Genomic DNA, 20,095 nt, shown 5'->3' on the forward strand with positions numbered 1-20,095 from the left:
ACCGACTCTCTCCGTTCATTCCACAAGTCGATCCGCTCGCGACGAGGTGCGTGGTCATACGCCGCCCGCCATGCTCGGCAGCAGATCGCGATAGATATGAATCATCGCGGGCCCCATCAGCACGACGAGCAGCGCCGGAAAAATGCAGAACATCAACGGAAACAGCAATTTCAGCGCGATCTTCGCGGCCCGCTCCACGGCGCGCATCCGGCGGCGCGTGCGCAGCGTATCGGACAGCTTGCGGGCGGGCCACCCGCGCTCGGCATCGCGCTAGTCGTGTGCGTGGTGCCGCCGCTCACGTTCGTCGCGCATCGGTGCTGGACCTATCGCTGAATACGAAGCATGCACAAGGCGACTCACGTCGCGCGCAACGCCTTCTGACACGCCGCGAGTACCGCGCCGGCCGCCAGCAGCAGCGCCGAATACACGAGCCCGCGCGCGAGCCCGGCGCCATCCGACACCCAGCCGATCACGACCGGCCCGACGATCTGCCCGAACGCGAACACGATCGTGAAGGCGCTGATGCCCTTCGCCCAGTGGCTCGCGGGCAGATTGTGGCGCACGAACGCGGTCGTCGACGCGACCGCCGACAGGAACGTCGCGCCGAACAGCGCGCCCGAAACGAACGCGACCCACGGCTGCGTGAAGAGCGCGGGCAGCAGCGTCGCGATCGCCAGCAGCGCGTTGAGCAGGGCGAGCGCCTGGCCCCCGCGCATGCGATCGAGCAGCGTCGACCAGATCCGCGCCGACACCACGGTCGCCGCACCGAGCAGTAGATAGAAAACGGTGACGACCGCCGCGCTCATGCCGGCGTTGCGCAGCAGCGCGACGATGAACGTCATGTAGCCGATATAGCCGATGCCGAACAGTCCGTAGCCCGCGAGCGCGGCCGCGAAGTGCGGCCAGCCCGGGGCGGGGGTGGCGCCGGCTGCATGCGCCGCAGCCGCCGCGCTCGTGTGCGCGCGCTCGATCCTGCGCGACGCGCCGATCGCGACCGCAGCGAACAGCGCGCAGGCCGCCGCGAGCGCGAACCACGCGAATTGCCAGCCGTGGGCGGCATCAAGGATCGTCACCGGCACCAGCACCGACGACGCGACGATCCCCCAACCCGTACCGCCGTAATACAGACCGAGCACGAGCCCCGCGTCGCGCGGTCGCGCCGACGCGAGCCGCGCCGCAAGCACGCCGCCGCCAATGAAGATCGCCGCGCTGCTCGCACCGGTGATCACGCGCAGCGTCAGCAGCGCATGCGTGCTGGCGGTGAGGCCGCTGCCGGCCATCAGCAGCGCGGTTAGCACGCAACCGGCCGCGAACAGCGCGCCGGCCGACCAGCGGCGCGCGAGGCGCGGAAACACGAGCGCGCCGAGCAGATAGCCGAGCGCGTTGGCGGTGTTCATCGCGCCGGCCTGCGCGAAGCTCCAGCCGAGGTCGAGTTTCATCGACGGCAACAGCAGCGCGTACGCGAAGCGCGCCAAGCCGAGCGCTGTCGCGCTGCCGAGCGATAGCGCGGCGGCCAGCAGCAGGGTCGGCACACGTTCGGCGGTGGTCATTGATGGGGCGTGTGATGCGGTGTCGGCGGAACGGGAGGACATGGGCGGACGGACGGACGTGAACGGGAACGCTGCGAGCCGATTCTACCTGGAGCGACGACGAAAGTCGCGGAACGTGCGCGCCTTACCCGCCCGCCCCTTCCGGCGCATGCGGCACGAGCCGCGCCTTCGCGTGGCGCATCTTTTCCAGCGTCTCGGGCCCGGCCTTCAGCGCGACGCCGATCGCGAGCGCATCCATGATGCACAGATGCACGAGCCGCGACACGCCCGGCGTGTTCGGATCGATCGGGCTCGCCACGCGCAGCAGCAGCGGAATATCGACGAGCCATGCGAGTCGCGAGCCGACGTTGGTCAGCGCGATCGTCGTCGCGCCGCGCTCCTTCGCGATCTGGATGCTTTCATTCACTTCGACGCTGCGCCCCGAATGCGAGATCGCAAACGCGACGTCGCCCGGCTCCATCAGACCGGCGTATAGACGCTGCAAATGACCATCGGTAAACGCGGCCGCCGCGATGTCGATGCGCAAAAAACGCAGCGCCGCGTCCTGCGCGACGAGCCCCGAGCCTGAGCCCACGCCGAAGAAAAACACGCGTCGGGCGCTCGAAAGCGCCGCGATCGCGCTTTCGACCACGGCAGGATCGAGCGCGCCGCGCGCATGCGTGATGCCGTCGATCGCCGCTTCGCCGACCTTGTCCATCAAGGTCTGCACGTCGTCGTCGCGCGCGACCGCGGTCGATGCATACGGCAGCCCGCCCGCGACGCTCTGCGCGAGCTGCATCTTGAAGTCGCGCAGACCGTGCGCACCGATCGCCCGGCAAAAACGCGTGACGGAAGGCTCGGACACTTCGGCGCGCTGCGCGAGTTCGGTGATGCTCGCGCGCATCGCGAAGTCGACGTCGGCGAGCACCATGTCGGCGACCTTCCGCTCGGCGGGCCGCAGACTCGCGAGTGCGTTGCGGATGTGGGGAATCAAGTTCGGTGCGGACACCCGGTGTTCCTTAGGGGCTGTTTCATATGGATCCGCGTCGCTCGCAGCTTCTTCGGCTTCAATCGGCCTGATCGAAGTTCAAGCCGCACGCGGTTCAGACCAGCCTGCGTCCACTCTCCGTATCGAACAGATGGATGTGTTCGGCCGGCAGACGCAGCGCGACACGCTGACCGGGCTCGATCTTCGAGCGCTCGCGCGTGGTCACGCACCACGAAGCGCCGCCAATTTTCCCGTACAAGTGCGTTTCGGCGCCAGTTGGCTCGATCACTTCGACGTCGAGCGCGGCATCCGGTATCTGCGTCGTGATCTCGACGTGCTCGGGCCGCACGCCGAGCGTGGCCTTCGCACCGACCACGGCCGACGCAGGCGTGCGTTCGAGCGCGACCTCGCTGCCGTCCGCGAGCTTCAACGCGAGGCCCGCACCCTGCGTGCGATTGACGATCACGCCCTCGGCGAAATTCATCGACGGCGAGCCGAGGAAGCTAGCGACGAACAGATTCGCCGGCCGGTCATAGAGTTCGAGCGGACGGCCGATCTGCTCGATACGTCCCGCGTTCATCACGACGATGCGATCGGCCATCGTCATCGCTTCGATCTGGTCGTGGGTGACGTAGATCACGGTGTTCTTCAAGCGCTGATGCAGGGCCTTGATTTCGGTGCGCATCTGCACGCGCAGCTTTGCGTCGAGATTCGACAGCGGTTCGTCGAACAGGAACAGCGACGGCTCGCGCACCACCGCGCGGCCCATCGCCACGCGTTGCCGCTGACCGCCCGACAGTGCGCGCGGCAAGCGATCCAGATAGCCACTGAGGTTCAGCATCTTCGCGGCCGCATCGATGCGCGGCTTGAATTTCTCCGAGGATTCCTTGCGGATTCTCGGACCGAACGCGATGTTTTCATACACCGACAGATGCGGATACAGCGCGTAGCTCTGGAACACCATCGAGATGTTGCGCTGCTGCGGCGCGAGCGTATTCGCGCGCGTGCCGCCGATCATCAGATCGCCGCCGCTGATTTCCTCGAGTCCGGCCACCATCCGCATCAGCGTGCTCTTGCCGCAGCCCGACGGACCAACCAGCACGACGAACTCGCCGTCGTCGATGTCGAGATCGATGCCGTGCACGACCTGGGTGTCGCCATAGCGTTTGAAGATGCCGCTCAGTTGCACTGCTGCCATGCTGTCCTCATTGTCTTGCTGTGTGTTGTATTGCCGATGTTGTATTGCCGGTGCCGTAGTGCACGCGCCGCGCGCGGCTCAGAACGACTCGAGCGTCAGCTCCTGCGCCATCAAGCGGTTGCCCGCCATCAAGCCGCCGTCGACCGGCAACGCCACGCCGGTGATTACGCGCGCTTGCGGCGATGCGAGGAACAGCACCGCATCGGCGATGTCGTCGGGCGTCGCGAAGTCGCGCAACGGGTACCACTTTTTCAGTTCCTCGAACACCTGCGGATTCTTGTCGACACGCGCCTGCCACGCCTGCGTCTTCACAGTGCCCGGACACACGATGTTCGCGCGAATGCCAAAGCGGCCCAGCTCGACCGCGAGCGCCTTCGTATAGCTGATCAGGCCGGCCTTCGCGGCGCTATATGCCGGATGACCGAGCGCGGCGAGACCGTTCACCGAGCCGATCAGCACGAGCGCGCCGCGCTGCCGTTCGATCATCGACGCGCGCACCGCCTCCACCGTGTGATACGTGCCGTTCAGATTCAGATGGATGTCGCGCTGCCAGCTTGCGGCGTCGGTGGTCGCGAGCGACGCGCCGAGCGCCGCGCCCGCGTTCGCGACCAGCACGTCGACCGGTCCACGCTGCGCGACCGCCGCGGCCACCGCGTGCTGCACCGCAGCGGCGTCGCCGAGATCGACCGCGACCGGCACGACCTTGTCCGAACCCCGGCGCGCGCCGAGTCGCGCGCTCAACGATTGCAGCGCGGGCGCGTCGATATCGAGCGCGAGCACGGTGTCACCCGCCTCGACGAAGCGCTCGCATAACACGCTGCCAATACCGCCGCATGCGCCCGTTACCAATACGACACGATCCATGTGTTCCTCGCTCGTTGGCCTGGCCGTTTCGGCCGTCTTGCCGGCGCCGTCCGCCACCCGGCTCGCGCTACGTGCAACGCTGTAAATTTCCTACATATCCAACCCGCGACGACTGCCGGCCGTCCCGAAGAGTGGGTTTCGCATCCGTCACGCAGTGCAGAATACCCCATGCTTTACAGCATCTTATGCACAAAACAGCCCGCGAAAAAATATCGAAGACCCTACGTGACAAGCTATTTTGCGTCATGTAGGATTTTTTCAAACAATTTACCCAGGCGGCCGGCAACGGCAGCAAACCACCCCCAGGAGAGAGAAAAATGTCGTTGCATGCCCGTGCTTCCCTCGCGCTAGGCAAAGTCGCCGTGGCGCTCGCGTTTGCAGGTATCGCCGTCTCGGCCCACGCCGACACGGTCCGCGTGACGGTCGCTCACTACAGCGACGCGACCGCGCCGTACTTCGAGAAAATGGCCCGCAACTTCGAGAAGGCCAATCCCGGCACGACCATCAAGATCGAAGACGTGAACTGGGACACGCTGCAACAGAAGCTGCAAACGGACATCTCCGGCGGCGCCAACGCGGACCTCGCGATCGTCGGCACGCGCTGGCTCCTCGACTTCGTGAAGGACGACGTCGCCGAGCCGCTCGACGGCTATATGGACGCGAACTTCAAGGCACGCTTCATCGGTCCTTTCCTCGCGCCTGGCCAGATCAACGGCAAGACCTACGGCCTGCCGATCGCCGCTTCCGCGCGCGCGCTCTACTACAACAAGGATCTGCTCGCGAAGGTCGGCTACCCCGACGGCCCGAAGACCTGGAATGAAGTGATCGATGCATCGAAGAAGCTGAAAGCGCAAGGCATCGCCGGCTTCGGTCTGCAAGGCAAGGAAATCGAAACCGACGTCTACTATTACTACGCGTTGTGGACGATGGGCGGCGACGTGGTCGGCAAGGACGGTAAGGCCGCGTTCAATTCGCCGGCGGGCGTGAAGGCCGCGACGATGTACAAGCAGATGATCGACCAGGGACTCACGCAACCGGGCGTCACCGGCTATAGCCGCGAAGACGTGCAGAACCTGTTCAAGCAGGGCCGCGTCGCGATGGTGATCTCCGCGCCGTTCCTCGCCAAGCAGATCAAGAAGGAAGCACCGAACCTGAAGTACGGTATCGACCCGGTACCGATGGGCACGACACACGCCACCTACGCGGTCACCGACTCGATCGTGATGTTCAAGAACTCGAAGGCGAAGAAGACCGCGTGGAAGTTCCTCGACTATCTGTTCACGAAGGAACCGCGCGTCGAGTTCACGACGACCGAAGGCTTCCTGCCGACCACGAAGGCCGAAGCGGCGGACCCGGCGTTCAACGATCCGGACATCAAGGCATTCATCGCGCTGCTGCCCACGGCTCATTTCGCGCCGACCGTGACCGGCTGGGAAGACACCGCGAAAGCCGTGACCGACGGGATGCAGGCGATCTACCTGAACAAGGCGCAACCGGCGGAAGCGTTGAATGCGGCCGCTGCGCAGGCGAACAAGTCGCTCGGTCACTGATACGCGGCTTTTGACAGTAACGAGACGAACAGCGGACGCGCGGCGCCGTAGCTAAAGCGCCGCGCGTTGCGCCGCGCCACTCCCACATTCGAGCCTATGCAGCACGATGCACCCTCCGGCCCATTCCGTCGTGCCCGCCGCCAGAGAGCGGGCGCGTCTTACGATCGAGCACGCATGAGCCGTTCCGTTTCTTCGCGCGCGCAGGCGCCCTGGTTGCTGATTGCGCCGAGCCTCGTGCTCGCGCTGTTCATCATCAGCTATCCGATTTTCAACATCGTGTGGCAATCGCTGCATGAGGTATCGCGCTTCGGCGCGATCCGCGACTTTACCGGCGCGCAGAACTTCATCAACGTGTTTCAGGACCCGGTGTTTCTCGCTTCGGTACGCCGCACGATCATCTGGACCGTGTGCGTGGTGGGCGGCACGGTGCTGATCTCGGTACCTGTCGCGCTGATTCTGAATCAGGACTTTCACGGTCGCGGCGTGGCGCGCACGATCGTGATGCTGCCGTGGTCCGTCTCTTTGACGATGACCGCCGTCGTCTGGCGCTGGGCCTTCAACGACGACTACGGCATGGTCAATGTCACGCTGCAGCGGCTCGGCCTGATCGGCGGGCCGATTCACTGGCTCGCGACGCCCGAGTTCGCGTTCCCCGTCGAAATCGCGGTCGGCATTCTGGTGTCGATTCCGTTCACGGTGACGATTTTTCTTGGCGGCCTGTCTTCGGTCCCAAGCGATATCTACGAAGCCGCGCGTATCGACGGCGCGAGCGCCTGGCAGCAGTTCCGTCAATTGACGATGCCGCTGCTGCGCCCGTTCATCAACATGGCGATCCTGCTGAACGTGATCTACGTGTTCAACTCGTTTCCGATCATCTGGGTGATGACGCAAGGCGGCCCCGACAACAGCACGCACATCCTCGTCACTTACCTGTACGAACTCGGCTTCCGGCTCGGACGGCCCGGCGAAGCGGCCGCTGTTTCGCTGATCATGCTCGTGATGCTGTTCGTGTTCTCGATCGCTTATCTACGTCTGCAACGCGCGAAAGAAGGAGTGCCATCATGAGTCTGAGCGCGAAGACGAAACGCTCGCTGTGGTGCTGGATCGCCCTGATGCCGCTCGTGATCGTCATACTGTTTCCGTTCGCGGTGATGTTTTTCACCGCGGTCAAACCGGCCTCGGAGATCTTCGTCTATCCTGCGCGCTGGCTGCCGGTGCAGTGGCAGTGGCGCAATTTCATCGACATGTGGGACGCGGCCAACTTCGGCGTCGCGCTGCGCAACAGCACGATCATCAGTTTCCTGTCCACCGCGCTCGCACTCGCGGTGAGCCTGCCCGCCGCTTACGCGCTCGCGCGCTTCCCATTTCGCGGACGCGGCCTGTATCGGCAGTTCCTGCTCGTCACGCAGATGCTGTCGCCGATCCTGCTGGTGGTCGGCCTATTCCGGCTCGCGGCGATGATTCCATGGGGCGACGGCAACCTCGTCGATTCGAGGATCGGCGTGATCGTGTCGTACGCGGCGTTCAATATCGCGTTCGCGGTGTGGATGCTGTCGTCGTACTTTCAGACCGTGCCGCAGGATCTCGAGGAATCCGCGTGGCTCGAAGGCTGCAGCCGCACGCGCGCGGTGTTCAAGGTGTTTCTGCCGCTCGCGGTGCCGGCGATCGTCGTGACTGCCATCTTCACGTTCATCAATGCGTGGAACGAGTTCGCGGTCGTCTATACGCTGATCCGCTCGCCGGAAAACAAGACGCTGACCGTGCAGGTGACCGATATGGTCGCGGGCAAGTACGTGGTCGAATGGCATCTGGTGATGGCCGCGACCTTGTGCGCGACGTTGCCGGTTTCGATCGTGTTTGCATGGTTGCAGCGATATATGGTGAAGGGGCTCGCGCTCGGCGCGGTGAAGTGAGTGAATGCGCGGCGCGTGCCGCGCAGTGTTCGCTTGCGGGTCGCGCGTCAGTCGGTGCCGCGCACGATGCGCAGATCGCGTTCGACGCCATCGCCCAATGCGGCCAGCGCCTTCTTGTATTCCTCGCTTTCGTAAGCGGCGACGGCCGCCTCGTACGTCGGGAACTCGATCACGACGGTGCGCTCCTTAAGGCCCTGCTCGCGCGCCTCGTCCGCCACACCTCGTACGAGGAACTTGCCGCCCGCCGCCGCCACGGCGGCCGGGGCCAGTTGCGCGTATGCGGCCAGTTTCTGCGGATCGTTCGTCTTGCGGTACGACGACACCCAATAACCTTTGCTCATTCGAATCTCCTTGTGTGATGGACCAACGCGGGACTAAAGCGGACCTAAGCGGTCGCGGTCTTACATAGTAGCAAAGCGGGCTGGCTCGCGATGCCGAGCGGTACCGCGTCGCCGCGCGCCGCGACCTGGACAGCATCTGCCACCACTGGCACGTGATCGCGCATAACGGCAACTATCTCTTTCAGCATCGCCAAAACGATTTAGCCATTAAACGTTTTGTGCACTAGGCTTGCCTTTGCACACTACAAGCGATGGTCCAAAGGAGACAACGAATGAGCGAGCGTTACGAGTCGTTTTGCGCATGCTGCGGCGGTCCCGACCACCGGGCGATGAGCCGCCGGACTTTCATGAGCCTGCTTGCGGGTAGCGCCGCCGGACTGGCCATGCCGCCGGCGTTCGCCGCGGACACACCCGCCGTGCCCACGATTGCTTACGACTCGATTGCCAACCCCGTACGTTTGCCGAACGACAGGTACTTCGGCGAATGCTCGGGCGTCGCGCTCAATTCGCATGGCCATATCTTCGTGCTGTCGCGCGGCAACACCACCGGCCCCGCATATGGCGCGGCCGCCGCGCAACTGCTCGAGTTCGCGCCCGATGGACGCTTCGTGCGCGAGATCGGCCACAACCTGTACGCATGGTCGTTCGCGCACACGGTGAAAGTGGACCGGCACGACAACATCTGGGTCACCGACAAGGGCTCGGACATGGTGATCAAGTTCACGCCGGAAGGACGCGTCGCGATGGTGTTCGGCCGCAAGCAGGAAGCATCGGATGAAGAGACCGCGCCGCTCAAGCATCCGAATCCGCCGCTGCCGTCCGAACCCGGACGCTTTCGCCAGGTGACCGACGTCGCGTGGGACAAGGCGGGCAACACCTATATCAGCGACGGATACATCAACTCGCGCGTCGCGAAGGTCGATCGCGACGGCAACTGGCTGAAGTCATGGGGCGATCGCGGCACGGGACCGGGGCAGTTCCATACGCCGCATAGCATCGCGGTCGATGCGCACGACCACGTTTATGTGGCCGATCGCAGCAACCGGCGCATCCAGGTGTTCGATACCGAGGGCACGTTCCTGCGCCAGTTCACGATCGACGTACCGGTGCCGCCGGACGCGCGCCCCGCGATCGGCAACATGCCGAGCGAAGCGGACCTCGCCGCGGGCACGTTCGCGCCGGGCTCGCCTTGGGCGATCTGCATCTCGCCGGGACCGAATCAGGTGCTCTATAGCGCCGACGCCTTTCCGGGCCGCATCTACAAGATGACGCTCGACGGCAAAGTGCTCGGTGTGCTTGGCAAAGCGGGCAAACAGCCGAAACAGTTCGGCTGGATTCACGAGATGGCGTGTCCTTCGGAAAACGTATTAGTCGTTGCCGAGTTGCTGAACTGGCGTATTCAGAAACTGGTTTTGCATGCGTGATGGACGAGGGCCGCCGCATTCGTCTGTGATGCGGACGCGGACCGGCCCTGTCGATGTCAAGCCGTCTCAGTCGTAACGACGATGCTTGTGATGGTGCTTGCCCGATTGGTAGCCGCGCGAGTAGTCGTTGGCATATGAGTTCGAGCGCGAGACGTTGCCGCCGAGCGCCGAACCCGCGCCGCCGCCGAGCGCCGCGCCGACGAGCCCGCCGGTGCGGCCGCCCATCGCGTTGCCGGCCGCGGTGCCCGCCCCGCCACCAAGCGCGCCGCCGATGATCGCGCCGGTGCGTTCGCGGCGTTTCGACGTGACCGCGCCGCCCGCCCCGCCGCCCACTGCGCCGCCGATCACCGCGCCGGTGCTGCCGCCCACCGCGCCGCCGACCGCCGCGCCGGCCACGCCACCGAGCGCGCCGCCGAGCATGTTGTTCATATCACCGGCGAGTGCCGGCAACGACGCCGCGGCGCTCAATGCAGCCACGGCAACCATCTGGATGATCTTATTGGACATATCGGGTCTTTGTTTTAGTGAGACGGCGCCGAGTATAGCGGGGCTTTCGAAAGGCCTTTGTAACCACGACAGTCCGTGGCGGTAAGACGTGTAACAAAATGAATGGGGCATTGTTTTTTGCGGTGACCGTGAAAAAACAAGGGCCGCTCGTGATGAGCGGCCCCTTGAAATTGAATGCCGATCAGTGAATCGAACCTATCCTTCTACCCGCGCCGCTTCTTCTTCAATTCGATCGTCTCGAACAGATCATATTCCGGTGTCGGCGTCTGATCCGCGCCCGGCGCATGGTAGTAGTTCATCGTGATCGTGGTGTCGCCGCCGGGCTGCCCCGGATCGTAATCGAACACCGCGATGCCGTAACCGGTGCCGGTGTCGCGTTGCGCCGACCAGATCGCGTCTTCGACCGCGTCGGCGCTCGCGCGCACGAACGTGCCCGCGGTCGTCGACGGCACCGGGCGATTCGGCTTCGTGAAGATGCGCGCCTGCGGCAGGCCTGTGCCGGTATCGACGCCATACACGTCGAGCGGCGCGCTCGTGCCGCCGCCGCCGAGAATCAGGTGGATCGTGCCGTGGCTCGTATCGAACGTCGATGCACCCGCCGATACCGCCGACATGATCGGCTTGGGCTGCAACGTATCGACCGGGCGCCCCGTCGCGATGTCGGTGCCCTTGTTGTGATTGCAACCGCGCACCGGATAGCTGCGCTCGTAGTCGTGATCGTGACCGCACAGCACGAGGTCCACACCATAGCGATCGAACAGCGGCAGCCACGCTTCGCGAATGCCCTTGTCGGAACCGTTGCCGGTCTTCGACGAGCTGAGCGCGTCCTGATGCATCTGCACGATGATCCAGTCCACGTCGTTATCGTGCGACGCATGCTGCAGCACTTTTTCGAGCCAACGTGTCTGCTCGCCATTGCTATAGCCGCGCACATACAGCGACGTACCCGCCGGAATCGGCGGATTGCCGGTACTCGCGACCGGCGTCAGCGGCGCGGGCCCGGCGACGAAAGCGGCGGCATCCTGATAGACGACGTCGTCCGCATCGAGCGAAATGAACAGCACCGAGCCGACGCGGAAGCTGTACCAGCGGCCCGGAAAACGCGTGTGATTATCGGGCAGCACGTAGCGCGACAGATACGACGCAAGGCCCTGCTCGCCGTTGTTGAATTCGAGCTCGTGATTGCCGGGACACGGCATCCACGGCCGATTCGACGCCGACGTCTGCGCGTTGTTACCGAAGTCGCGCCACACCTCGGGCTGCTGCGTCGGATTCAGATTCGCATAGCAGAGGTCCCCGTTCAGCAGATGGAACAGCGGCTGAAAGCGCTCGACGGCCGCCACCGCGAAGCGGCTTTGCGGCGACGACAGCACCCATTTCGTATTCGGCGTCGCGAGATCGCCGTAGCTCGTCCAGCGAAACGGCGCGCGGCCGCGCGGCGCGGTACGAAAACTCGCGGTGAAGGGTTGCGCTGCGTTGCCGTCGTTATCGGCCGTCACTTCGTACTGATAGCTCGTGTCGGCCTTCAATTCGCGCACGCGTGCGTGATAGTTGAATACCACCTCGCCGTTGATGCCATCGGTGTAAGTGCTTTGCACCGCGTGCACCGTATGTTTCGCGTGGTCCCCGTTATTGGCGCCGCTTATGCGCACCTGCGGGTTGACCGCGGGCGCGAGCGACGACCACGACACGGTGATTTCGCTCGTCGGGTCGCCGCCCCAGGTCAGATGGATCTGTTCGGGCGTGCCATCGGGCGTGCCGCTATTGGCGCCGCGCGCGGTCGATGCGAGCGCGCCCGCCGCCGTCGCGAGACCCGATGCGCCGGCGAACTTCAGAAAGCCGCGACGCGAGACGATCGATGCGCCGTGCTCATCGGCAGGCGTTGTCTTGACGAGTATTCTGTTCGACATGTCCGGTATGGTTGTTCAGGTGGAAGAATGCCAGCGCAAAACAACGCCCCGCGGGGCGAGCGCGGACGGAAAGTGACGGACGATCGTAGCCGGACGGCGATGACAGCCCGATGAAACATCGGGCGAATAGCGGAAGGAGGGTTCGATATCGCAAGGTCTATGAAAACAAATTGCCGGTGCAGCGCGTGATTCGATCGCGCGCATGCAACCGGCAATCCGCTTGACGTCCGTTCAGGTCTGGGAGCTTGTATCGTCCGCGGCTTGAGCGTGGTCGGCGTCGTCCTGCTTCTCTTCTTCTTTCTTTTCCACCAGCGCTTCCAGCTTTCCAGCGCCTTCGAAACCGGCGATAGCGGCCAAGCCTTTGGTCAGCAGACCCGCTTCGGGATCGACTTTCTCCGCTGCTTCAACGGCGGCAACCGCACCGGCAATCTTGCCCACTTCGTCCAGAAGTCCCATGTCGCGCTCCCACAAAAATAAGTGAAGCTGCATCGTCTCACGAACTTTATGGCATGTCGTCAAATGTTACATCGCTTAACGATGAAGCTTTCGGAGTGAAATTTAAACGGCTGCCTCACGCGCGGGCGGGCGGCTGCGGATTGTTCGCGGGATTCGTGTCGTACCGTGACACGCGAACAATACCGTTCGCGTCGATCAGCTTCGACAAGCCGGCCTCGAGGTCATCGGCGACGTCCTTGTCATACACTTCGTCGCCATTCACATAGAGCGTGAACGACTGCAGGTACTTCGCTTTCTTCTCCGGGTTCTCGATGGTTTGGCGTGTCCATTGATAGAGCGGGTAGTTCTCGATGCCCATTCTCTCCGCTTCGCTCACGTAGTCGGCGAATGCATCGAACTGGCATTTGAGCGTTGCGTGATGCGTCTGCAAAATGGCACGAAGCGCTGGATGCGCGGCGCACGAAGGGTCCGCGCGCAGCGAGTTGGCGAGTTCCAGCGACGCGGTGATTCGCAGTTGAAATTGCAAGGGAGACGACATCAAGACCTCGATCGCATCGGTAACGGATATCAAAAGTCCGCAGGCGCGGCCTTGTCGGCGACACGCGCGTCGAGCACCGCTTCGCACTGCTCGATTTCTTCGTTGCACATCGGCTTGCCGAGCAGATAACCCTGCGCATGGGTGCAACCGCATACGCGCACGAAATTGAGCTGCTCCTGGGTTTCGATGCCCTCGGCCGTGGTCGGCATGCCGATCTCGCGCGCCAGCGCGACGATGCCGCGCACCACGGCCGCAGATTCGCGCCCATGCACGGACTCGCGGACGAACGAACTGTCGATCTTCAGCTTGTCGAACGAGAAGCGCACGAGCGTGGACATCGTCGAAAAGCCGGTGCCGAAGTCGTCGAGCGCCAGCCCGATACCCAATGCGCGCAACCGGGTGATATTGCGGCGAGTCACTTCGTCGTCGTTCAGCAGTGCCGTTTCCGTGACCTCGAGATTAAGCCGCGTCGGCGGCAGCCTCGTTTTCCGAAGTATTGCCGTCACCGTCGATGCGAACGATTCCTCGCGCAACTGCACCGGCGATACATTGACCGCGACGATCACCTTGTCGCGCCACGTCGACGCCGCCATGCACGATTGCAGCAGCACCCATTCACCCAACGAGAGGATCAGGCCGGTGCGCTCGGCGGTCAGAATGAACGCGGACGGCGACAACTCGCCGCGCGTCGGATGGGCCCAGCGAATCAGCGCCTCGCGGCCCGCTACCGCACCGGTATTCAGATCGATGATCGGCTGATACTCCATGCGCAAACCATTGAACGACTTCAGCGCGCCTTCGAGATCGCTGCGCAGCAGGCTCAGGCTTTCGTCGGATGCGTGTTTCTCGGCATCGAAAATTGCGAACGCGCTTTTGCCGCTGCGCTTGACGCCGTACAACGCGCGGTCCGCGCAGATCAGCAATTGCGGACCCGTTTGCGCATGTTCGGGATAGAGCGCGATGCCGACGCTCGCGCCGATATGCACGAGCGCTTCGCTCAACACGAACGGCCGCGCCAGCGTTCTGACGATGCGATCGGCCAGCACGCGCACGTCGCGAAGCTGCCCGGCGTCGTCCGAAATCGCAACGAACTCGTCGCCCGCCAGGCGGCCAACCTGGTCGCCGCTCGGCAGCAAATCGCGCAAACGGGAGGCCGCTTCCTGCAGAATCTGGTCGCCGGCGGCATGACCGAGACTGTCGTTGATCGCCTTGAAGCCGTCGAGGTCGATCAGCAGCACCGCGAACGCCTCGCCCTGCCGCGTCGAACTCTCGCCGGTGCGTTCGATCAGCAACTCGCTGATATGCGCGCGATTCGGCAAACCGGTCAGGCTATCCTGGCGCGCGAGGCGATGACTGTTTTCCCGCGCGAGCAGCAACGCAACGGTGTCGCGATTACTGCGCAGCGCGACCGTGAAGAAGCCGGCCGCGCAAAACGGAGCCTGAAATAGCAGCACGAGCTTGCCATTGCCCGGCGACATCGCGGCGCCGACACTCAGAAAGCTGAGAATAAAAACGATCTGCAATAACGCAAGCCGCGGCGTGCCCGCATTGCGTCCGGCCAATCCGCCGATCACACCGACCGCGCAAACGTTCCCAAGCAGAAAAAGCGTGGGACTTCCGCTGATATTGCACAGGAATGTGCCAAACCCGAATAACGCGCTCCACAACAGACTCACGAAAATAAACGCGGAAGTCGGCGTGGCCAGCCCTTCGGCGGCCCGCATGCGGCATAGCCAGATCAGCGTGAGCCGCGCGATCAGCAATGCGACGACCGCAATGCCCCACGCGGCATATAGAGGAATCGGATAAAAATAATACGCGGTTGCGCAAACGCTGATTTCGCAAATCGATGCGAAAACGATCGATGCGGTTCGCGTGAACAGGTTGGCAAGCAGAATCTGCCGGTTGTCCGGACTCAGGTTCTGGGCCGAGGATACGACCCACTTGAAAAATGGAGATCTTGGTTCGGTAAAAGCCATGACCTGCGCATTCGACGGTGGGTGGGTCCGAATCGGCATGCGAATGGACGGCTCGTGCAGCGATTACATAAACATAAGGTATCAGATTAATGCATGCAATGGCGTGAAATGACCAGCAGCCCTGGATCAAAAGCACTGCATGAGCGCGAATCCCGACTTGCTCGACGGAGAACGACGGTTCGGATTACATGTTGTTGCGGCGCAACGGGCCGCTCGGTATAGCGCGATGCCGAAGTTGCGGAACGGCAATAAAAAAGAGGAAGAGCGTGGCTCTCCCTCTTTGATGATTGTCGCAGCCTCGGCTTCCCGAGTCGCGATCGCCGGCCTCGCTTAGTCGTACAGTACGGCTGCGATCTTCGGATCGTTCATGTTGGTCTTGTCGTACCAGTAGAAACCGGTGTCGATCTTCTTCGGCAGCTTCTCGCCGTGCAACGCCTTGACCGCCGAGTCGACCGTGCATTTGCCGATACCGACCGGATTCTGCGTAATCGCGCCGGCCATCAAGCCCGACATGATGTTCTCCTTCTGCTCCTTGCCGGAGTCGAAGCCGATCAACACGAGTTTCTTGCCCGATTCCTTGACGCCGATCGCCGCGCCTTCCGCGGAACCTTCGTTTGCACCGAAGATACCCTTCAGGTTCGGATTCGCCTGGATCATGGCCTTGGCGATTTCCGCGGACTTCAGGTGATCGCCGGCGCCGTATTGCACGGACACGATCTTGATGTTCGGATGCTTCGACTTGATCTGATTGACGAAACCGTCGCGGCGATCGACACCGGTGCGGCTCGTCTGATCGTGCACGATCACGCCGACTTCGCCGGAATTGCCGATCAGCGCGGCCATCTTGTCGGCGGCGAGCGCGGCGGCGGCGACGTTGTCCGTCGAGCAGGTGGTCAACGGAATATCGCTGTCGACGCCCGAGTCGAATGCAATCACCGGAATCTTCTCGTTCTGGGCGCGCTTGAGCAAGGGGATGGCCGCCTTACTGTCGAGCGCCGCGATGCCGAGCGCCTGCGGCTTCTTCGCGAGCGCGGCCGACAGCATGTCGATCTGCTTATCGACCATCGCTTCCGTTTCCGGTCCCTCGAACGTGATCCTGACGTTGTTCGCTTTCGCGGACTGCTCGGCGCCCGATTTGACGGCTTGCCAGAACTGATGCTGGAAGCCTTTCGAAATAAGCGGAATATACGGCTCGTCCGCATACGCGAGACTACTTCCGCCGACGAGCGCACCGACACCGACCACGATACCGATCAGTCTTCTCTTCAACATGGGGCCTCCTCCAATGGTTGGGCTATCAAGCCGCTATCGAGCTTTCGAGGGAGCCTTCACGTGCCCTCTCTCTCCTGCTCCTGCATTCCCTGCTTATTTGCTGCTGCCTTGCTCCTGCGTCAACTTCTCCGGCTGCGCCGCAGGATATCCGCATACACCGCCAGAATGATGATCAAACCGGTCACGACGATCTGCCACTCCTGCGCGACCGACATGATGCGCAGTCCGTTGGTCAGCACGCTCATGATGAAAGCGCCGATGATGGTGCCGAGTATCGTTCCCGAACCGCCGCTCAAGGACGTGCCGCCGATCACGACCGCCGCGATCGCATCGAGCTCGTAGCCTTGACCGAGCGCCGGCTGCGCCGAATTGAGCCGCGACGCGATCAGCAGACCCGCGATGCCGCAGATCGCGCCGCCCACGCCGTAAATCGCGATCTTCCAGCGATCGACATTGACGCCCGAGAGCCGCACCGCTTCCTCATTGCTGCCGAGTGCGAACGTATAGCGGCCGAGCGCGGTGCGATTGAGTGTAATAGAACTGACGATCGCGAGAAAGAACAGGATCAGTACCGCATTCGGAATCGGCACACCCGGCAGGAAATAGCCGATCAGCGAATCCTGGGAAATGCGGTAGAAGTTCTCCGTATCGGTGAAATAGATCGGCTTGTCCGCCGACACGACGAGCGAAAGACCTTTGAGCAGCATCATCATGCCGAGCGTCGCGATGAATGGCGGGATCTTCATTTTGGCGGTCAGCGTGCCCGATACCGTTCCGCATACCGCGCCCGTCGCGAGTGCCGCGAGCACGCCCGTCCACATCGGCAGATGCCAGTACGTGAGAAACACTCCGCAAATCACCGCGGTAAATGTCATCAACGTACCGACCGACAGATCGATGCCGCCGGTAATGATCACGAACGTGGCGGCAATCGCCAGCACGCCGTTCACAGCTGTCGCCTGAAAAATGCCGAGGATGTTGTCCATCTGCATGAAGGCCGGCGACGCGAAGCTGAAGAATACCAGCAATAGGATAAGGCTCGCGAACGCGAGCATCTTTTGCACGGCGGTCGGCGCGAAAATTCGCGCTTTCAGCCCGGAAGTGCGCCTTTCATTGTCCAGCGCCGCGGTATCCGTTCGCAATGTCATGTCGTAGACCTCTTCAGGCTTGTACCGTTTTCAGGGTTTCGCGCAGCGTCGCGAGATGCATGATGCGCTCCTGCGTCGCTTCGCTGGCGGACAGCTCGCCGGTAATGCGGCCTTCGCACATCACGACGATGCGGTCGCTCATGCGCAGAACTTCCGGCAGCTCGGAGGAGATCATCACGATCGCCTTGCCTTGCGCCGCCAGCGAGCGCAGCAGCTTGTAGATTTCGCTTTTCGCGCCGACGTCGATGCCGCGCGTCGGTTCATCGAAGAACAGTACGTCGCAATCGCGCTCGAGCCATTTCGCGATCACGATCTTCTGTTGATTGCCGCCCGACAGGAGTCGAACCTGCTGCGTCGCCGAAGGCGTGCGAATCGCAAGCAGCTTGATGAAGTGCTGCGCTCTTTTGCGAATCTGCCCGCGGCGCAGAAACATATTGATTGACAGGAACTTGCCGAGGTCAGCCATCACGATGTTCGATTCGACATCCATTCCCGTCGCGAGACCGAAGCGCTTGCGATCTTCGGACAGGTAGCCGATGCCGCGCTTGACCGCATCACTGGGCCTCTTGATCGACGCCTTCACGCCTTTCACGAGTATCTCGCCCGATTCGACCGGATCGGCGCCGAACACCGCACGCGCGACCTCCGTGCGGCCCGCGCCCATCAAGCCTGCGAAACCGAGTATTTCGCCCTTGCGCAATTCGAAACTGACGTCGCGCACGAGCGGACCTGCGACGAGATTTCTCACTTCGAGCGCAAGTTCGCCTTTCACCGGCGCGCTCTCGACCGGCGTCACGTCGCCCAGCGTGCGTCCGACCATCATGCCGATGATCGTCTCGACGCCGGTGTCCTCCGTCGGCACGGTGGCCACATACTCACCGTCGCGCATCACGGTCACGCGATCGGTGATCTGCTTCAACTCATCCATCTTGTGCGAGATATAGACGACGCCGACGCCGCGCTCTCTCAATTGACGGATGATCCGGAACAGCTCGGCGATCTCGGCATCGTTGAGCGCGGACGTGGGTTCGTCCATGATCAGCACGCGCGAATCGAAAGACAGTGCTTTCGCGATCTCGACCATCTGCTGACTCGCGACGGTCAGCGTACCGACCATCGTGCGCGGATCGAGTTTCACGTGCATGCGGGCGAGGATCTCGCTTGCCTGTGCATTCAGTTTGTCTTCATCGAGGAACAGACCCAGACCCTTGCGCGGCTCACGGCCGATAAAGATGTTCTGCGCGATGCTCAGATGATTCATCAGTTGCAGTTCCTGATGAATGATGCCGATGCCGACAGCTTGCGCGTCGCGCGGACCTTGAAAATCGACAGGCTTGCCGTCGAAGAGAATTTCGCCGGAATCGCGCGTATAGACGCCCGCGAGAATTTTCATCAGCGTCGACTTGCCCGCGCCGTTCTCGCCCATCAGCGCATGGACTTCGCCGGCCATGAGTTCGAACCGGACGTCATGAAGCGCTCTTACGCCCGGAAAGCTCTTGCAAAGATTGTTGACGGAAATGAGTGGGTTCATGTACTGGTCTGTCGACGGCTGCCTATATCACCAACGTTTTTACGGTGGAGCTTTTTACGGCTTGAACAACGGCTTTCGTTCCAGCTTTCATTCAAGGCGCGAACAGGTCGGGCCGCTCTTTTGCGGACCGGTGCAATTCGGCGACGACCTGGTCGAGATGATCGTGCATCGCTTTCGCGGCCGCATCGCCGTCGCCGGCGCAAAGGGCCTTGAAGATGCTCTCGTGCTCTTCCAGCGTATGCGTGAGCCGTTCTGGACTCGCGAGCAATTGTCTCGCGCGGTCCAGCGCATTGCGCGACACCGCGACGATCTCCTTCACGCGCGGCAGTTTCACCGCGTCGAGCAGGATTTCATGGAAAGCCAGATCGAGCGCGTGAAACGCCAGACGTTCGCCACTTCCAGCCAGACTGCGCTGCTGATCGAGATTGCTTGCCAATGCGTCGAGCGTCGCCGTGTCGTGCATCAGCGCGACCCCACGCACCGTCTCGACTTCCAGTGCGCTGCGGATGAACAGATGCTGGCGGATGTCGTCGAGCGCGATCGGTTTGACGCGCGTGCCGCGTTGCGGCAAAACTTCGACGAGACCCGCATGCGCAAGCCTCGCCAACGCGGACGACACCGGAAAGCGCGATACCCCCATCCGTTCGCATACGGCCATCTTGTCGATCATCATGCCGGGTTCCAACGCCAACGTAACAATCGCTTCTCGCAACGCCGCCTCGACCGCGTCGGTCAAACTGCCGCGCTCGCCGCCGCCGACTTTTTGCAGTGCGACATATGGGCCACCGGCGGCATTCTCAAGTTCGGTCGAGGAATTCACGAAGGCCTTGATTTCGAGAAGACATGCTAGCATGCTAGAAAGTGAATGCCGTGTTGTCAACGCGTACAAATGCCTGGAAATAGCTAGGGATGCCTGGTATCTGGGAGTACGGACTTACCCGTACGCG

General features: G+C 62.7%; 18 protein-coding genes and 1 pseudogene. 4 read left to right on the forward strand and 15 right to left on the reverse strand.

Annotated elements, in window-relative coordinates; translation table 11 throughout:
- Window positions 1-54: 54 nt before the first annotated feature.
- The 5 genes and pseudogenes from OKW45_RS11825 to OKW45_RS11845 form a co-directional block, all read right to left on the reverse strand.
- Window positions 55-255, reverse strand: a pseudogene (locus OKW45_RS11825) (type II secretion system F family protein); the annotation flags it as partial.
- 101 nt (window positions 256-356) lie between these two features.
- Entirely contained in the window at window positions 357-1,550 is a 1,194-nt protein-coding gene (locus OKW45_RS11830; protein WP_429468221.1) for a YbfB/YjiJ family MFS transporter, read from the reverse strand.
- A gap of 124 nt (window positions 1,551-1,674) precedes the next feature.
- A complete protein-coding gene (locus OKW45_RS11835) occupies window positions 1,675-2,538 on the reverse strand; it encodes a MurR/RpiR family transcriptional regulator (protein ID WP_018423753.1) in 864 nt (287 codons plus the stop codon).
- A 94-nt stretch (window positions 2,539-2,632) separates the two neighbouring features.
- The gene (locus tag OKW45_RS11840) at window positions 2,633-3,715 is read right to left on the reverse strand and encodes an ABC transporter ATP-binding protein (RefSeq protein WP_429468223.1); all 1,083 of its coding nucleotides are present in this window, start codon (window positions 3,713-3,715) and stop codon (window positions 2,633-2,635) included.
- 78 nt (window positions 3,716-3,793) lie between these two features.
- Complete coding sequence (locus OKW45_RS11845; protein ID WP_429468226.1) at window positions 3,794-4,579, reverse strand: SDR family oxidoreductase; 786 nt, start codon at window positions 4,577-4,579, stop codon at window positions 3,794-3,796.
- A 317-nt stretch (window positions 4,580-4,896) separates the two neighbouring features.
- Between OKW45_RS11845 and OKW45_RS11850 the strand changes: the two genes are divergently transcribed.
- From OKW45_RS11850 to OKW45_RS11860, 3 genes are all read left to right on the forward strand, one after another.
- Complete coding sequence (locus OKW45_RS11850; RefSeq protein ID WP_429468228.1) at window positions 4,897-6,129, forward strand: ABC transporter substrate-binding protein; 1,233 nt, start codon at window positions 4,897-4,899, stop codon at window positions 6,127-6,129.
- A gap of 174 nt (window positions 6,130-6,303) precedes the next feature.
- Window positions 6,304-7,194 (forward strand): carbohydrate ABC transporter permease, encoded by an 891-nt coding sequence (locus OKW45_RS11855; protein ID WP_018423757.1) that lies wholly within the window; start codon window positions 6,304-6,306, stop codon window positions 7,192-7,194.
- Window positions 7,191-8,042, forward strand: a complete 852-nt coding sequence (locus OKW45_RS11860; RefSeq protein WP_429468231.1) for a carbohydrate ABC transporter permease — start codon at window positions 7,191-7,193, stop codon at window positions 8,040-8,042. The genes OKW45_RS11855 and OKW45_RS11860 overlap by 4 nt, the downstream gene beginning before the upstream one ends.
- A gap of 47 nt (window positions 8,043-8,089) precedes the next feature.
- Here the strand turns inward: OKW45_RS11860 and OKW45_RS11865 are convergent, their stop codons facing one another.
- On the reverse strand, window positions 8,090-8,383 hold the full coding sequence (locus OKW45_RS11865; protein WP_018423759.1) for a DUF1330 domain-containing protein: 294 nt from the start codon (window positions 8,381-8,383) through the stop codon (window positions 8,090-8,092).
- A 272-nt stretch (window positions 8,384-8,655) separates the two neighbouring features.
- Between OKW45_RS11865 and OKW45_RS11870 the strand changes: the two genes are divergently transcribed.
- On the forward strand, window positions 8,656-9,807 hold the full coding sequence (locus tag OKW45_RS11870) for a peptidyl-alpha-hydroxyglycine alpha-amidating lyase family protein (RefSeq protein WP_429468233.1): 1,152 nt from the start codon (window positions 8,656-8,658) through the stop codon (window positions 9,805-9,807).
- A gap of 66 nt (window positions 9,808-9,873) precedes the next feature.
- Here OKW45_RS11870 and OKW45_RS11875 read toward each other — a convergent pair whose 3' ends face one another.
- From OKW45_RS11875 to OKW45_RS11915, 9 genes are all read right to left on the reverse strand, one after another.
- Window positions 9,874-10,314 (reverse strand): hypothetical protein, encoded by a 441-nt coding sequence (locus OKW45_RS11875; protein ID WP_429468235.1) that lies wholly within the window; start codon window positions 10,312-10,314, stop codon window positions 9,874-9,876.
- Window positions 10,315-10,517: 203 nt separating this feature from the next.
- The gene (locus tag OKW45_RS11880; RefSeq protein WP_429468237.1) at window positions 10,518-12,224 is read right to left on the reverse strand and encodes a purple acid phosphatase family protein; all 1,707 of its coding nucleotides are present in this window, start codon (window positions 12,222-12,224) and stop codon (window positions 10,518-10,520) included.
- A gap of 231 nt (window positions 12,225-12,455) precedes the next feature.
- Window positions 12,456-12,680 (reverse strand): hypothetical protein, encoded by a 225-nt coding sequence (locus OKW45_RS11885; RefSeq protein WP_184005102.1) that lies wholly within the window; start codon window positions 12,678-12,680, stop codon window positions 12,456-12,458.
- Between the two features lie 115 nt (window positions 12,681-12,795).
- Entirely contained in the window at window positions 12,796-13,218 is a 423-nt protein-coding gene (locus OKW45_RS11890; protein WP_429468239.1) for a hypothetical protein, read from the reverse strand.
- A gap of 29 nt (window positions 13,219-13,247) precedes the next feature.
- Window positions 13,248-15,197, reverse strand: coding sequence for a putative bifunctional diguanylate cyclase/phosphodiesterase (locus tag OKW45_RS11895; RefSeq protein WP_429468241.1), 1,950 nt, complete (start codon window positions 15,195-15,197; stop codon window positions 13,248-13,250).
- Window positions 15,198-15,527: 330 nt separating this feature from the next.
- Window positions 15,528-16,469, reverse strand: a complete 942-nt coding sequence (locus OKW45_RS11900; protein ID WP_018423766.1) for an ABC transporter substrate-binding protein — start codon at window positions 16,467-16,469, stop codon at window positions 15,528-15,530.
- A gap of 119 nt (window positions 16,470-16,588) precedes the next feature.
- Complete coding sequence (locus tag OKW45_RS11905; RefSeq protein WP_018423767.1) at window positions 16,589-17,617, reverse strand: ABC transporter permease; 1,029 nt, start codon at window positions 17,615-17,617, stop codon at window positions 16,589-16,591.
- A gap of 13 nt (window positions 17,618-17,630) precedes the next feature.
- Entirely contained in the window at window positions 17,631-19,148 is a 1,518-nt protein-coding gene (locus OKW45_RS11910; protein ID WP_429468243.1) for a sugar ABC transporter ATP-binding protein, read from the reverse strand.
- 91 nt (window positions 19,149-19,239) lie between these two features.
- Window positions 19,240-20,001 carry a GntR family transcriptional regulator gene (locus OKW45_RS11915; RefSeq protein WP_018423769.1) on the reverse strand — a complete coding sequence of 254 codons (762 nt, stop codon included), beginning with the start codon at window positions 19,999-20,001 and terminating at the stop codon, window positions 19,240-19,242.
- Window positions 20,002-20,095 lie beyond the last annotated feature (94 nt).

It is taken from the genome of Paraburkholderia lebeckiae (assembly GCF_050436225.1).
GTDB classification, from domain to species: domain Bacteria; phylum Pseudomonadota; class Gammaproteobacteria; order Burkholderiales; family Burkholderiaceae; genus Paraburkholderia; species Paraburkholderia tuberum.

Excerpts from the sequence above, each read along its gene's own strand:
- OKW45_RS11880 (WP_429468237.1), bottom strand. The coding sequence starts at position 12,224 with ATGTCGAACAGAATACTCGTCAAGACAACGCCTGCCGATGAGCACGGC.
- OKW45_RS11885 (WP_184005102.1), bottom strand. The coding sequence starts at position 12,680 with ATGGGACTTCTGGACGAAGTGGGCAAGATTGCCGGTGCGGTTGCCGCC.
- OKW45_RS11900 (WP_018423766.1), bottom strand. The coding sequence starts at position 16,469 with ATGTTGAAGAGAAGACTGATCGGTATCGTGGTCGGTGTCGGTGCGCTC.
- OKW45_RS11850 (WP_429468228.1), top strand. The coding sequence starts at position 4,897 with ATGTCGTTGCATGCCCGTGCTTCCCTCGCGCTAGGCAAAGTCGCCGTG.
- OKW45_RS11905 (WP_018423767.1), bottom strand. The coding sequence starts at position 17,617 with ATGACATTGCGAACGGATACCGCGGCGCTGGACAATGAAAGGCGCACT.
- OKW45_RS11915 (WP_018423769.1), bottom strand. The coding sequence starts at position 20,001 with ATGCTAGCATGTCTTCTCGAAATCAAGGCCTTCGTGAATTCCTCGACC.
- OKW45_RS11860 (WP_429468231.1), top strand. The coding sequence starts at position 7,191 with ATGAGTCTGAGCGCGAAGACGAAACGCTCGCTGTGGTGCTGGATCGCC.
- OKW45_RS11855 (WP_018423757.1), top strand. The coding sequence starts at position 6,304 with ATGAGCCGTTCCGTTTCTTCGCGCGCGCAGGCGCCCTGGTTGCTGATT.
- OKW45_RS11890 (WP_429468239.1), bottom strand. The coding sequence starts at position 13,218 with ATGTCGTCTCCCTTGCAATTTCAACTGCGAATCACCGCGTCGCTGGAA.
- OKW45_RS11875 (WP_429468235.1), bottom strand. The coding sequence starts at position 10,314 with ATGTCCAATAAGATCATCCAGATGGTTGCCGTGGCTGCATTGAGCGCC.
- OKW45_RS11830 (WP_429468221.1), bottom strand. The coding sequence starts at position 1,550 with ATGACCACCGCCGAACGTGTGCCGACCCTGCTGCTGGCCGCCGCGCTA.
- OKW45_RS11840 (WP_429468223.1), bottom strand. The coding sequence starts at position 3,715 with ATGGCAGCAGTGCAACTGAGCGGCATCTTCAAACGCTATGGCGACACC.
- OKW45_RS11895 (WP_429468241.1), bottom strand. The coding sequence starts at position 15,197 with ATGGCTTTTACCGAACCAAGATCTCCATTTTTCAAGTGGGTCGTATCC.
- OKW45_RS11910 (WP_429468243.1), bottom strand. The coding sequence starts at position 19,148 with ATGAACCCACTCATTTCCGTCAACAATCTTTGCAAGAGCTTTCCGGGC.
- OKW45_RS11865 (WP_018423759.1), bottom strand. The coding sequence starts at position 8,383 with ATGAGCAAAGGTTATTGGGTGTCGTCGTACCGCAAGACGAACGATCCG.
- OKW45_RS11845 (WP_429468226.1), bottom strand. The coding sequence starts at position 4,579 with ATGGATCGTGTCGTATTGGTAACGGGCGCATGCGGCGGTATTGGCAGC.
- OKW45_RS11870 (WP_429468233.1), top strand. The coding sequence starts at position 8,656 with ATGAGCGAGCGTTACGAGTCGTTTTGCGCATGCTGCGGCGGTCCCGAC.